This is a genomic window from Streptomyces sp. NPDC001100 (genome assembly GCF_053598575.1).
Genome location: NZ_JBSFKO010000017.1, coordinates 31146 through 44341, shown reverse-complemented (window position 1 = coordinate 44341; position 13196 = coordinate 31146). Strand labels below are relative to the sequence as shown.

The window sequence follows — 13196 nt, the reverse complement described above, 5'->3', positions numbered from 1 at the left end:
GGACGGTCAAGGATTCGTTAGTACGCCGAAGCATCGGAATAGTTGCCCATGCATACGAGGTTTACCGTGCACTTATCCCGCACGGATCACCTCACCCTTACGGCCTGGAGGCCTCACTCCATGACGCACACGTCGACCGACCAGCCCGCACGGAGGCCGTCCGGCGCCATCGTGCCGGTGCTCGCCTTCGCGGGCATCGTTGTCGCGGTGATGCAGACCCTGCTCGTCCCGGTCATCAAGGACCTGCCGCAGCTGCTGAGCACCGAGCCCAGCAACGCCACCTGGGTCCTGACCTCGACACTCCTCTCCGGAGCCGTCGCCACGCCGATCATGGGCCGCCTCGGCGACCTCTACGGCAAGCGGCGGATGCTGATCACCAGCCTGGCCATCATGGTGGTGGGCGCCCTCGTCAGCGCCCTCACCAGCGATCTCCTCACGATGATCGCGGGCCGTACGCTCCAGGGCTTCGCGATGGGCGCGATACCGCTGGGCATCGGCCTGATGCGCGACATGCTGCCCCGCGAGAAGCTCGGCTCGGCCATGGCCCTGATGAGCTCCTCGATCGGCGTCGGCGGCGGCCTCGCCCTGCCCGCCGCGGCCCTCGTCGCCCAGCACGCCGACTGGCACGCCCTCTTCTACGGCGCCGCCGGCCTCGGTGTCCTCGCCATCGCCCTCACCCTCCTCGTCGTACCGGAGTCCCCGATGCGCGCCGAGGGCACCTTCGACGTGCTCGGCGCGATCGGCCTCTCCGCCGGCCTCGTCCTCTTCCTCCTGCCGATCACCAAGGGCAGCGACTGGGGCTGGACCTCCGGCACCACGCTCGGCCTGTTCGCCGCGGCCGTCGTCGTCCTGCTCCTGTGGGGCGTGATGGAACTGCGCGTGAAGGCCCCGCTGGTCGACCTGCGCACCACGGCCCGCCCGGCGGTCCTCTTCACCAACCTCGCCTCGATCATGGTCGGCGTCTCCTTCTACGTCGTCTCCCTCGTCCTGCCCCAGCTCCTCCAACTGCCCAAGGCCACGGGCTACGGTCTCGGCCAGTCGATGGTCACCGCCGGTCTGCTGGTCGCGCCGCTGGGCCTGACGATGATGTTCACCGCCCCCGTCTACGCCCGTCTCTCGGCGAAGTACGGCCCCAAGGTCACCCTGATCATCGGCATGGTGATCATCGGCGTCGGCTACGGCGCGGGCATCGGCCTGATGAGCGCGGCCTGGCAGAGCCTGGTCATCGCGGTCGTGCTGGGCGCGGGCATCGGCCTCGCGTACTCGTCGCTGCCCGCGCTGATCGTGGGTGCGGTGCCGGCGTCGGAGACCGGTGCGGCGAACGGGCTCAACACCCTGATGCGGTCCATCGGTACGTCCGTCTCCAGCGCCGTGATCGGGATGGTGCTCGCCAACACCGCGAACCATGTGGGCGGGGTCGCGATCCCGACGATGCATGGATTCCGCGTCTCCTTCATGATCGCGACGGGTGCGGTCGCCGTCGGTCTGCTGATGGCGCTGTTCCTCCCGAAGCCGAACCGGGCACCGCAACTGAACTTCAGCAGCGAGGAGGAGGCCAACCTGGAGCGCGCGGAGGAGATTCTGCGGGGGTTCCGGGGGCGGGTGCTGGGTGCCGACGGTTCTCCTGTCGCGCGGGCCAAGGTCACGTTGATCGACCGGCGGGGGCGGCAGGCCGGAGCCACCTTGTCCTCCGAGGACGGGAGTTACGTCATCGCTGTGCCGTCCGAGGGGGCGTACGTGTTGGCGGCGCGGGCCAGTGGGCATGGGCCGTTGGCCTCGTCCGCGTCGCACGCGGGGGACGAGGTTGCGGTTGACCTTGATCTGTCGTTGCCCGGGGAGACTGTCAGCGCGTAGTCGGTAGTTTGTTGGCCGCGGGTGTGTGGGGGCTGGTCGCGCCCAGGCGGCGGAGCCGCATATCGACACAGCCCCGCACCCCTGAAAGACAATGCCGTACCCCCGATCGAGAGGTCCCCCATGCCGCCGGCACCCAAGTCCGAAATCCTCGCCGCGTTCGAGGCCGCCAAGGGATTCATGCCGGCCGGTGAGGGGCTCGCCCTGTACTCCGCCGCCGTGGAAGCCGGAAGCCTCGGGCTGCCGCTGCTGGAGGTGGGTACCTACTGCGGGCGCTCCACCCTCCTCCTCGCCGATGCCGCCCGCGCGGCCGGTGTCGTCGCACTCACGGTCGACCATCACCGGGGCAGCGAGGAGCAGCAGCCGGGGTGGGAGTACCACGACCCGGCGACCGTCGACCCGGAGATCGGGCTGATGGACACGTTGCCCACGTTCCGCAGGACCCTGTACCGGGCGGGGCTTGAGGAGCATGTGGTGGCCCTCGTCGGGCGGTCGCCGCAGGTGGCACGCGTGTGGGGCGCTCCCCTCGGCCTCGTCTTCATCGACGGCGGGCACACCGACGAGCACGCGAACGCCGACTACGAGGGCTGGGCGCCCCATGTCGCCGAGGGCGGGCTGCTCGTCATCCACGACGTGTTCCCGGAACCCGAGGACGAGTTCACCGGGCAGGCCCCGTACCGCGTGTACCAACGGGCCCTGGAATCGGGCGCGTTCACGGAGGTGTCGGTGACGGACTCACTGCGGGTGCTACGGCGCACGGGAACCGGCGTCTGAAGATCGGTCGCGACTCCTGGCGGCGCTCGTCGCCGCTTCGGCGGGACCGTCCCGCCAGGCCGCTAGGCTGGCTCACGTGTCGTACGTAGGTCCGGACTTCGATCCTCCGCAGCCCCGTCGTTCCCGTCGAGGGCCCCTGACCGTGGCGCTGGCCGCGCTGGTGCCGGGGGCGCTGATCGGGTGGTTCGTGTACGGGGCGGTGAGCGGCCCGGGTGACTCGGGCGAGGCGTCGGCCACGGTGCCGGGTGCGTCCTCCTCGCCCTCGGTCACCGCCTCGAACGACGACAAGCCGCCGAACTCCAGGCCCCTCACGGGCAAGGTCGTCGTCATCGACCCGGGGCACAACGTCACCAACTTCCAGCACACCGCCGAGATCAACCGCAAGGTGGACATCGGCACGAACTGGAAGGAGTGCGACACGACCGGGACGTCCACCAACGCGGGTTACTCGGAAGCCCAGTTCACGATGGACGTGTCCCACCGGCTGCGGAAGATCCTGGAGCGGCAGGGCGCCACGGTGAAGCTGACCCACGACGGCGCCTCCCCGGCCTGGGGACCGTGCGTCGACGAGCGCGCGAGGATCGGCAACGCCGCGCACGCGGACGCCGCGATCTCCATCCACGCGGACGGCGCACCGGCCGGCGACCGCGGGTTCCACGTGATCCTTCCGGCCTCCGTGCACGCGGGCGGCGCCGACACCCGCGCGATCGTCGCCCCCTCCGCCGTTCTCGGCCGCACCATCGAGAGCGACTACCGTCGCGCGACGGGCGAACAGCCGTCCAACTACGTCGGCGACGGCACCGGTCTCGTCACGCGTAAGGACCTGGGCGGTCTCAATCTGTCAACGGTTCCCAAGGTGTTCATCGAGTGCGGCAATATGCGCGATAGCAAGGATGCCGCACTGCTGACGAACGGCGCCTGGAGACAGGCGGCGGCGCAGGGGATCTCTGAGGGAATCGTGAGTTTCCTGCGCGGGTAACGATCAGTGGGCTGATCCGGGCGGACACCCTGGCAAGGTGGACGATAGGGTCAACCGACGACGAGACGACCTACGAAGGACCTGAAGTGAATATCCGCTCCCTCACACGAGGCGACGGTGTGGTGATCGGAGCAGCGGTATTGCTCTTCATCGCGTCGTTCCTCAAGCTCTATTCCGTCTCCGGGTACAACGTGGACGTGACCGCGTGGACCAACCTCGGTGACGCCCTCGGCACTTACGCCGGCGGCGTGATCGGTGCCGCTCTCATCGTCGTCAACCGCGCCCTGCCCCAGCCGCGCAAGATCGTGGGACTGGACCTCGGGACGGTCGGCGTGGCGTTCACCGTTCTCTCCGCGTGGACCCTCTTCTGGTCGCTCGTGGACACCCCGGACGGCGCCAGCGCCTCCTCCGGCCTCATCATCGGCTTCATCGCGGCCCTCGCCCTGGCCGGTGCCGCCATCGCGACGCCTCTCGTCCCGGCGCTCCAGGCCGCCCTCGTCCCCGCCCCCAAGCCGGCCGCCCCGCAGCCCTACGGCGCCCAGCCTCCCGGTGGTTACGGCTACCCGGGCGCCGGTGCGCCGCAGCCGTCGTACGGCACTCAGCCGCAGCAGGCGGGGACCGCGCAGCCGTTCGGGCAGCCCCAGCCGCAGCCGACGCCGCCTCCCGGCGGGGACTTCTCGCCGTTCTGGTTCGCCGTGCCGGTGGCCCGGCCGCTGTTCGCGGAGGACGGCTCGCCGTCGCCGATCGCCGAACTCGCGCCGGGTACCTGGTACTTGGCCGTCGAGCAGCGCGGTCCGGCGCTGATCGCGCAGACGCAGGACGGCCGTCGTGGCGTACTGCAGGACACGTCAGGGATCCAGCGCGGCTGAGCCCCGCACCGTCTCCCACGGCCCCTCGCCCTTCCGGGCGGGGGGCCGTTGTCGTACAGTCGCAGCCGTCCCGTCGAAGAGCTGACGATCCGTCAGGTGGCTGACTGTGGAGGCGACATGCGGCTCGGTCTCGCACTCGGGTACTGGGGACGCGGTCCCTCCGCGGACCATGTGCCGCTGGCCCAGGAGGCGGAGCGGCTCGGCTACGACTCGGTGTGGACGGCCGAGTCGTGGGGTTCCGACGCCTTCACTCCCCTGACCTGGATCGCCGCGCAGACGTCAACGATCAAGCTGGGGACGGCCGTTGCCCAGATGGCGGCCCGGTCCCCGACCACCACCGCGATGCACGCGCTCACCCTCGACCATCTGTCGGGCGGGCGGATGATGCTCGGGCTCGGGCTGTCGGGGCCGCAGGTGGTGGAGGGCTGGTACGGGCGGCCGTTCCCCAGGTCGCCGCTGACCGCGACCCGGGAGTACGTCGAGGTCGTACGGCAGGTGCTGCGGCGGGAGGCGCCGGTCGAGGTGGCCGGGCGGTACCACGCGCATCCGTACCGGGGCGCGGACGGAACGGGACTCGGCAAGGCGCTCAGGTCCATCACCCACCCGCTCCGCCCCGACCTGCCGGTCCTGCTGGGCGCCGAGGGGCCGAAGAACGTGGCGCAGACGGCCGAAATCGCCGACGGGTGGCTGCCGTTGTACTGGTCGCCGAGTCGGCCGGAGGTGTACGGGACCACCGACTTTCGCGACAACTTCCTCGTGGCGCCCATGGCACAGGTGAAGGTCTGTGACGACGTCGCCGAGGGCCTGCTCCCCGTGAAGATGATGCTCGGCTTCTACATCGGCGGGATGGGGCACGCGGCACGCAACTTCCACGCCGATCTGATGGCGCGCATGGGGTACGAGGAAGAGGCCCGGCGGATACAGGAGTTGTTCCTCGGCGGGCGCCGGGAGGAGGCCGTCCGCGCCGTGCCGGACGCGTTCGCCGACGAGATCTCGCTCGTGGGGCCGCGTGAACGGATCGCGGAGCGGCTGGAGTCGTGGCGCAAGGGCCCGGTGACAGATCTGCTGGCCCTTGCGCCCGACCCGCACACACTGCGGGTACTGGCGGAGCTCAACTCCTAGGAGCCGCCCGCCAGTTGGCCTGCCGACGGCACCTTCTCGGTCACCTCGGCACCGGCGCTCTTCCCGGCTTCCTTGACCTTGTTGATGATGTCGTCGAAGGAACTCGCCGTCGCGTCGGTCGAGTCGCCCTTGCGGAGCTTGGACGGCAGGTCCTTGAGGGATTCGATGCCGGCGGTCAGCGGGGCGAGTGCCTTGGAGAGCGTGGGGTCGCCCTGGGCGTTCTTCTTGGCCGCCTTGAGCCGGTTGTACGCGAACGCGCCGGCCAGACCCGCCTTGACGAGGGCGAACCTGCGTCCGCTCGCCCCCTTCTTGAACTTGCCGGCCTTCCAGGGCTTCACGATCCACTGGTAGGTGGCACCGGCGGCGAGGCCCGCGTTCGCGACGAAGCGGGTCTTGGCCAGTTTCTGGCGCTCGGCGGTGGTGCTGGGGCTCGGCGTGGCGGCGGCAGCGGCCACGACGGCCGCGGTGTTCTGTGTGGCGTCGTCGGCGGTGCTGCCGCAGGCGGTGCCGCCGGCGAGCAGGGCGCAGCACAGGGTGAGCGCCGCGAAGAGGCGCCGTATCGGTACGGGCACGGAATCCTCCGGGGGTTTCCCCGAGTGGGTGTCCTTACCCCGGCAGCCTCACCCGGCCCGGAAGGTTGCGCCACCCGGGGGACGCCGTTCGGGTTTCACCGCTACCTGGTTTCATCGCGGGCGGAGCGGCAATCCGGTGGGCATGTCCCCCTACTACAGACGCGGTTCGAATTCCGCCGGCAACGTCATCGTGATCATTGCCGACATCATGGCCCTCATCCTGGGCCTCTGGATTCTGATGTACCTGTTGGACGCCAACCGCGCGAACGACCTCGTGCAGTTCGTCCACCGCACGGCCAACTGGCTCGCGGGCTGGTCCCGCGATCTGTTCACCTTCGACGAGGCGTGGGCGCGGGTCGTGTGCGGTTACGGTCTCGCCGCGATCGTCTACCTGTTTATCGGCCATGCGATCGCCAACCGGGTGAACCGCTCCTGACTGTTCGGCGGCTGCGAGTGCGTCGTGGCTGAGCGCGCAGTTCCCCGCGCCCCCAAGGACTCCGGCTCGCCGTGTCTTTTGGGGGCGCGGGGAACTGCGCGGCCGGCCCCCACCGCCCCGCACCTAGCAACAGTCGGGATCCAGCCCATCCGGCAACAGCTCGGCCCCGAACACCGCGCACGTCGCGTCATGCCCGCCCAGCGCCGCCACCGCCAGCAGCAACGACCCCGCGGTCCACGTCGTCAGCTCACGCGGCCAGATCGCGTCGTCGTCGAAGACGTACCCGGTCCAGTACAGCCCGGTCTCCGCATCGCGCAGGTGCTGTATCGACTGGAGGATCTCCAACGCGCGGTCGGACTCGCCCAACACCCACAGCGCCAGGGCGAGTTCGGCGGACTCGCCGCCCGTCACCCAAGGGTTGGGGACGACACACCGCACCCCGAGACCGGGTACGACGAAGCGGCTCCAGCCCTCCTCCACACGGGACTTGGCCTCCGCGCCCAGCAACGCGCCGCCCAGGACCGGGTAGTACCAGTCCATCGAGTAGCGGTCCTTGTCCAGGAACCGTTCCGGATGACGGCGGATCGCGTGCCGCAGTGCGCCGACCGCCAACTCCCAGTCGGGCTGCGGCTCTTCACGCTGTTCGGCGATCGCGAGGGCGCAGCGCAGCGCCTGGTGGATCGAGGAGGAACCGGTCAGCAGCGCATCGGCCGTGTCCGTGCCGTCGGCGTCCCGCTTCCAGCCGATCTGCCCGCCCGGCTGCTGGAGCCGGAGGACGAACTCGACGGCCGCGTAGACCGTGGGCCACAGCCGGTCGAGGAACGTGTCGTCGCCGGTCGAGAGGTAGTGGTGCCACACGCCCACGGCCACATAGGCGACGAAGTTGGTCTCGCGGCCCCGGTCGGTGACGTCGTGCGCGTCGCCGTCGGCGTAGGCCGCGTACCAGGAGCCGTCCTCGTTCTGGTGCCGGGCGAGCCAGTTGTACGCCCGCTCGGCGGCCTCGTGCTCGCCCGCCGCGTCGAGCGCCATCGCGGCCTCGGTGTGGTCCCACGGGTCGAGGTGATGGCCCCGGAACCAGGGGATCGCCCCGTCCTCCCGCTGCACGGCGAGGATGCCGGCGACGGTCGCGGCGGCCTCCTCCGCGGTGAGGACCCCGGGCAGGACGAGGTGTTCTGTCCGGGGAGCGGTCACTTGGCTTCCGCCAGGGGGAGGTGCGGCTTGGTCGCGTAGGCCACGAAGCTCTTGCCGATCAGCGGGTTCAGCGCCTGTTCGGCGACCCGGGTGGCGAGGGGTTTCTTCATGATGTCCCAGACCAGGAGCTTGTGGTACGCCTGCACCGGCAGCGCCTTGTCGTTGTCCACGCCGAACGCGCACTTCAGCCACCAGTACGGCGAGTGCAGCGCGTGCGCGTGGTGGGTGCCGTAGGGCTTGAGGCCGGCCTCGCGGATCTTGGTGAGGAGTTCGTCCGCCTTGTAGATGCGGATGTGGCCGCCCTCGACCTCGTGGTAGGCGTCGGACAGCGCCCAGCAGACCTTCTCGGGGCCGTAGCGCGGGACGGTGATCGCGATCCGGCCGCCGGGCTTCAGGACCCGGACCATCTCGGCGAGCACGCCCTTGTCGTCCGGGATGTGCTCCATCACCTCGGAGATGATCACGACGTCGAACGACTCGTCGGGGAAGGGGAGTTGGAGCGCGTCGCCCTCCATCGCGGTGGCGGTGGCGCCGGCCGGGGCCTCGCCGGCCTCCTTCATCGCCGCGAACCACTTGGCGACCTCGCGGATCTCCTCGGCGTTCTGGTCGAGGGCGACGACCTGGGCCCCTCGCCGGTAGCACTCGAACGCGTGCCGCCCGGCACCGCACCCGAGGTCCAGGACACGGTCGCCAGGGGCGAGCGGGAACCGGGAGAAGTCGACGGTCAGCACGTGGCCCTGCTTTCGGGATAGACGCCGGTTTCACTTGTCGAGGTCGTGGATGCGACACCCTGAGAGGCCGCGGAGCGGCCGGGAAGCCTGCCGGCGAGGGGGGTGCCCCCGCGCGAGTTCTTCCGAGCGTGGGGGCCCGCCATGGCCTCGCGGTAGCGCAGGACCGTGCCCTCCGCGGCTCGCGACCAGGTGAACCGGGCCAGTACCCGCTCACGTCCGGCGCGGCCGAGTCGGGCTCTCAACCCCGGGTCGCCCAGCAGGCGGCTCAGGGCGGTCGCCAACGCGCCCGGGTCACCCGGCGGTACCGCCAGGCAGGTCTCCCCGTCGCGCCCCACGACCTCCGGGATCGCCCCGCCGGTCGTGGCCACGACCGGCGTCCCCGTGGCCATCGCCTCGGCCGCCGGGAGCGAGAAGCCCTCGTACAGCGAGGGCACGCAGGCGACCTCCGCCGAGCGGACCAGGTCGACGAGTTCGGCGTCCGAGATGCCCTTGACGAACTCGACGGAGCCTTCGAGGCCGTAGCGCTCGACGGCCTGGGCGACCGGACCTTCGGTGGGGCGTTTGCCTACGACGACCAGGTGGGCGTCGAGGTGTTCGGTGCGGACCTTGGCGAGGGCCTCGACCAGGAAGACCAGGCCCTTGAGGGGGACGTCCGCGCTGGACGTGGTGACGATCCGGCCCGGCACCTGGGGTACGGCGGGGTCCGGGGAGAACTGGTCGGTGTCGGCGCCGATGTGGACGACGTGGATGCGGTCGTCGCGGACGCCGAGGTGGTCGATGATCTCCTGGCGCGAGGTGCCGGAGACGGTGAGCACGGAGGGCAGGCGGCGGGCGACCCGCTTCTGCATCTGCGTGAACGCGTACCAGCGGCGCTTGGACATCCGCTGCCGCCGGTTCTCCGCCGCGTCCAGCTCCAACTGCCGGTCCACGGTGATGGGGTGATGGATCGTCGTCAGCAACGGGGCACCGACGTCGCCCAACAGGCCGTAGCCGAGCGTCTGGTTGTCGTGCACGACGTCGAACTCACCGCGCCTGGCGCGGAGATGGCGGCGGGCGCGCAGCGAGAACGTGAGGGGCTCGGGGAAGCCGCCGGTCCACATCGTCGCGACTTCGAGGGCGTCGATCCAGTCCCGGTACTCGTCGCGCTTCGGGGTGCGGAAGGGGTCGGGGGAGCGGTAGAGGTCGAGCGAGGGCAGCTCGGTCAGGGAGATGCCCGGGTAGCCCTCGTCGAGGACCGGGTACGGCTGGGAGCCGATGACCTCGACGCGGTGCCCGAGGCGGGCCAGTTCGCGGGAGAGATGGCGGACGTAGACGCCCTGACCACCGCAGAACGGGTTCCCTTTATAGGTGAGGAGTGCGATACGGAGCGGTCGCTCGCCGTCTGCGGCCGGGCCCTCCTGGGGGCCCGCCTGACTGGCCTCAGCGGTCACTCTGAGCCCCCTTCTGCCTGCACTGTCCCGCGAGATTACGCCGGGACGCTAATCTAGAACAAGTTTCAGACTTGATCGTCCAGGAGGTTCTGAATCTACCGGCCGGTACGGGCGCTGTGAGAAGTGGATCAGGTGATTCACACCACGGCCGAGACCCTGCCATGATCGGTCCGATCACCCGCCCTCACCGACAGTCACGGGAACAGTCACGGAACGGGAGCCATGCCAGTGGAAGCCAAGCCCGAAGCCACTGCGCGGACCTCACCGCCCCTCACCGAGCGGCAGGAGGCGCGCCGGCGCCGCATCCTGCACGCGAGCGCGCAGCTGGCGAGCCGGGGCGGTTTCGACGCCGTGCAGATGCGGGAGGTCGCGGAGTCCTCGCAGGTCGCGCTCGGCACGCTGTACCGGTACTTCCCGTCCAAGGTGCATCTCCTGGTCGCCACGATGCAGGACCAGCTGGAGCACATGCACGGCACGCTCCGCAAGAAGCCGCCGGGCGGCGAGACGGCGGCCGAGCGGGTCGCGGAGACCCTGATGCGGGCCTTCCGCGCGCTCCAGCGCGAGCCACATCTCGCCGACGCGATGGTCCGCGCGCTGACCTTCGCGGACCGCAGCGTCTCCCCCGAGGTCGACCAGGTCTCCCGGCAGACCACGGTGATCATCCTGGACGCGATGGGCCTGGAGCACCCCACTCCGGAGCAGCTTTCCGCCGTCCGCGTGATCGAGCACACCTGGCACTCGGCCCTGATCACCTGGCTCTCGGGCCGCGCGTCCATCGCCCAGGTGAAGATCGATATCGAGACAGTCTGCCGCCTGATCGACCTCACGGAACCGGGCGACGACCGATAATTTCCGTATGTCGATCATCCACCGCACCCACGTCAAGCCCACCAAGCTCGAACTCCTCTTCACCTGGCTGCCCACCCGCCCCTGGTATCACGGCTCCACGGAACCGGAGTTGGCGAAGGCCGGCGGGTTCCGGCTCGACGACCCCGAGGGCGAGGTCGGCATCGAGTTCATGGTCGTCACCGAAGGCCCGACGGCCTACCTGGTACCGCTCACCTACCGGGCCGCCCCGCTCCCCGGCGCCGAGCACGCCCTCGTCGGCACCATGGAGCACGGCGTGCTCGGTCCTCGCTGGGCCTACGACGGCTGCCACGACCCGGTGCTGACCGCCGAGTTGGTCGCGTTCATCGAGGGGCGCACCCAGGCGCAGGCGCAGAGCATCTCGCACACCCTGGACCGCGAGGTCGCCCGCTCCTGGACCGGTACGGCACCCCTCCCCGCTCTCGGCGCCCCCAACGACACGGACAGGACAACGGAGTTCGCCGTACCGGACGGCCCGACCCTGCGGCTGCACCGGGTACTGAGCCCCGGCTCCACGGCCCCCGAGGGCGCGCTCGGCCACGTCACCGGCGTCTGGGCCCAGCCCGACGGCACCCGTGTCCGTGCGCTGTTCGCCGACCTCCTGGTCTCCTAGGGCGCCAACTCCCCTGCGGCCACCGCTACTCCTCCGGCGGGAACACCGGCTCCCCGCTGCCCAGCAGCGTGATCATGATGGCCTCCACCGGGCAGCCCTCGGCCGCCGCGAGGATCCGCTCGTTGGCGTCGGTCTCCGGTTCGGCCGGGTGGGACTGCATGGCCGAGTCGAGGCGGAAGCGGTCGGGGGCCTGGTGGACGCACTGGGCCGAGCCGATGCAGACGGAGCGGTCGACCTCGACCTGCCAGCGGTCGCCCATCTCCTGTTCACCCCTCCCAGCCGGCGGGCAGGTGGATCATCTTGTGTTCGAGGAACTCGGAGAAGCCCTCGGGTCCGAACTCCCGCCCCAGACCTGAGTTCTTGTAGCCGCCGAAGGGGCCGAGCATGTCGAGGCTGAAGGTGTTGACGTTGTAGGTGCCGGTGCGGACCTGGCGGGCGATGTCGATGCCGTGGGCCACATCGCCCGTCCACACACTGCCGCTCAGCCCGTAGTCGGAGTCGTTCGCGATCTTCACGGCCTCGCTCTCGTCGCCGTACGGGAGCAGGCAGATGACCGGGCCGAAGATCTCCTCGCGGGCGATGCGCATGGAGTTGTCGACGTCTCCGAAGAGGGTCGGCTCCACGTACCAGCCGCGGTCGAGGCCGGGTGGACGGCCGCCGCCGGTAAGGATCTTGGCGCCCTCCTCCTGGCCGATGCGGATGTAGTCGAGGTTGCGCTGCTGCTGGCGTTTGGCGACCAGCGGGCCGACCTGGGTGGCGGGGTCGAGCGGGTCGCCGACCACAAGAGCGCTCGCCGCTTGGGCAAAGGCGTCCGCGAACTCGTCATAGCGCGAGCGCGGTACGAGGATGCGGGTCTGGGCAACGCACGCCTGGCCGTTGTTCATCCAGGCCGCCGAGACGATGCCGGGGACGGAGGTGGTGATGTCCGCGTCGGGCAGCACGATCGCCGCCGACTTGCCGCCCAACTCCAGTGTCACGCGGGTGAGATGACGGGCGGCTACCTCCATCACGCGCTTGCCGGCCGGGACCGAACCGGTGAAGGAGATCTTGTCGATGCCGGGGTGTCCGACGAGGTACTCGCTGACCTCGCGGTCGGCCGGGAGGATCGACAGGACGCCGTCCGGCAGCCCGGCCTCCTTCGCGATCTCGCCCAACAGGTAGGCGTCCAGGGGCGCTTCGGGCGACGGCTTCAGGATCACCGTGCAGCCGGTGAGCAGCGCGGGCGCGAGCTTGGCCGCCGCCACGAACTGCGGGACGTTCCAGGGGACCACGGCCGCGACCACCCCGACCGGCTCCCGGCGGACGAGGATCTTCCCGAGGACCCCGTCCCGCTGCTCCTCGTAGGTGAAGTCCTTCGCGACGGTGATCGCCGCGTCCCACACCATCATCGCGCCGAGGGCCTGGCCGAGGATGCTCCAGGAGTACGGCGATCCGTTCTCGGAGGAGATGACGCGGCCGATCTCCTCGTACCGGGCGGCGATCGCGTCCTTGATGCGGGTGACGACCGCGACCCGTTCGTCCAGGGTCGCGCGCGGCCAGGGTCCCTCGTCGAAGGCCCGGCGGGCCACGGCGACCGCACGGTCCACGTCCTCCCGCGACGCGTGCGGGACGCGGCCGATGACCTCCTCCGTGTGCGGGGAGATCACCTCGATGACGTCCTTGCCCAGGGGGTCGGTCAACTCCCCGCCGATGAACAGCTGTCGGTGTTCCACGAGCTCCGTCATGGCCGAACGCCTCCCCGGTGCCGCTGCCTGAACCACA

General features: G+C 70.3%; 14 protein-coding genes. 8 read left to right on the top strand and 6 right to left on the bottom strand.

Translation table 11 applies throughout. The features are described from left to right. Window positions 1-120 precede the first annotated feature (120 nt). The 5 genes from ACWDEW_RS24810 (at window position 121) to ACWDEW_RS24790 (ending at window position 5595) form a co-directional block, all read left to right on the top strand. A complete protein-coding gene (locus ACWDEW_RS24810) occupies window positions 121-1854 on the top strand; it encodes an MFS transporter (RefSeq protein WP_450515116.1) in 1734 nt (577 codons plus the stop codon). Between the two features lie 120 nt (window positions 1855-1974). Beyond that, the gene (locus ACWDEW_RS24805; protein ID WP_450515115.1) at window positions 1975-2625 is read left to right on the top strand and encodes a class I SAM-dependent methyltransferase; all 651 of its coding nucleotides are present in this window, start codon (window positions 1975-1977) and stop codon (window positions 2623-2625) included. A 76-nt stretch (window positions 2626-2701) separates the two neighbouring features. After that, window positions 2702-3604, top strand: a complete 903-nt coding sequence (locus tag ACWDEW_RS24800) for an N-acetylmuramoyl-L-alanine amidase (RefSeq protein ID WP_450515114.1) — start codon at window positions 2702-2704, stop codon at window positions 3602-3604. Between the two features lie 119 nt (window positions 3605-3723). After that, entirely contained in the window at window positions 3724-4473 is a 750-nt protein-coding gene (locus ACWDEW_RS24795) for a hypothetical protein (protein WP_450515113.1), read from the top strand. 117 nt (window positions 4474-4590) lie between these two features. Next, window positions 4591-5595: an LLM class F420-dependent oxidoreductase gene (locus ACWDEW_RS24790; protein ID WP_450515272.1), complete on the top strand. Its 1005-nt coding sequence runs from the start codon at window positions 4591-4593 to the stop codon at window positions 5593-5595. On the opposite strand, the gene ACWDEW_RS24785 is transcribed toward ACWDEW_RS24790, so the two are convergent. Continuing rightward, complete coding sequence (locus tag ACWDEW_RS24785; RefSeq protein ID WP_450515112.1) at window positions 5592-6167, bottom strand: hypothetical protein; 576 nt, start codon at window positions 6165-6167, stop codon at window positions 5592-5594. The genes ACWDEW_RS24790 and ACWDEW_RS24785 overlap by 4 nt on opposite strands. A gap of 142 nt (window positions 6168-6309) precedes the next feature. Here ACWDEW_RS24785 and ACWDEW_RS24780 point away from each other — a divergent pair, with 142 nt between their 5' ends. After that, a complete protein-coding gene (locus tag ACWDEW_RS24780) occupies window positions 6310-6603 on the top strand; it encodes a hypothetical protein (protein ID WP_381250752.1) in 294 nt (97 codons plus the stop codon). A gap of 123 nt (window positions 6604-6726) precedes the next feature. On the opposite strand, the gene ACWDEW_RS24775 is transcribed toward ACWDEW_RS24780, so the two are convergent. From ACWDEW_RS24775 to ACWDEW_RS24765, 3 genes are read right to left on the bottom strand one after another with little or no spacing between them, the layout of a single operon-like run. Continuing rightward, window positions 6727-7794 carry a prenyltransferase gene (locus ACWDEW_RS24775; protein ID WP_450515111.1) on the bottom strand — a complete coding sequence of 356 codons (1068 nt, stop codon included), beginning with the start codon at window positions 7792-7794 and terminating at the stop codon, window positions 6727-6729. Continuing rightward, the gene (locus ACWDEW_RS24770) at window positions 7791-8525 is read right to left on the bottom strand and encodes a class I SAM-dependent methyltransferase (protein ID WP_388112096.1); all 735 of its coding nucleotides are present in this window, start codon (window positions 8523-8525) and stop codon (window positions 7791-7793) included. The genes ACWDEW_RS24775 and ACWDEW_RS24770 overlap by 4 nt, the downstream gene beginning before the upstream one ends. Beyond that, window positions 8519-9955, bottom strand: coding sequence for a glycosyltransferase family 4 protein (locus ACWDEW_RS24765; RefSeq protein ID WP_450515110.1), 1437 nt, complete (start codon window positions 9953-9955; stop codon window positions 8519-8521). The genes ACWDEW_RS24770 and ACWDEW_RS24765 overlap by 7 nt, the downstream gene beginning before the upstream one ends. Window positions 9956-10177: 222 nt before the next feature. Here ACWDEW_RS24765 and ACWDEW_RS24760 point away from each other — a divergent pair, with 222 nt between their 5' ends. Next, complete coding sequence (locus ACWDEW_RS24760) at window positions 10178-10804, top strand: TetR family transcriptional regulator (protein WP_450515109.1); 627 nt, start codon at window positions 10178-10180, stop codon at window positions 10802-10804. 7 nt (window positions 10805-10811) lie between these two features. Next, window positions 10812-11435 (top strand): maltokinase N-terminal cap-like domain-containing protein, encoded by a 624-nt coding sequence (locus ACWDEW_RS24755; protein ID WP_450515108.1) that lies wholly within the window; start codon window positions 10812-10814, stop codon window positions 11433-11435. A gap of 25 nt (window positions 11436-11460) precedes the next feature. On the opposite strand, the gene ACWDEW_RS24750 is transcribed toward ACWDEW_RS24755, so the two are convergent. Both ACWDEW_RS24750 and ACWDEW_RS24745 read right to left on the bottom strand, forming a co-directional pair. Continuing rightward, complete coding sequence (locus ACWDEW_RS24750; protein ID WP_019067177.1) at window positions 11461-11694, bottom strand: ferredoxin; 234 nt, start codon at window positions 11692-11694, stop codon at window positions 11461-11463. A gap of 7 nt (window positions 11695-11701) precedes the next feature. Next, on the bottom strand, window positions 11702-13159 hold the full coding sequence (locus ACWDEW_RS24745) for an aldehyde dehydrogenase (protein WP_450515107.1): 1458 nt from the start codon (window positions 13157-13159) through the stop codon (window positions 11702-11704). Between the last annotated feature and the right edge of the window lie 37 nt (window positions 13160-13196).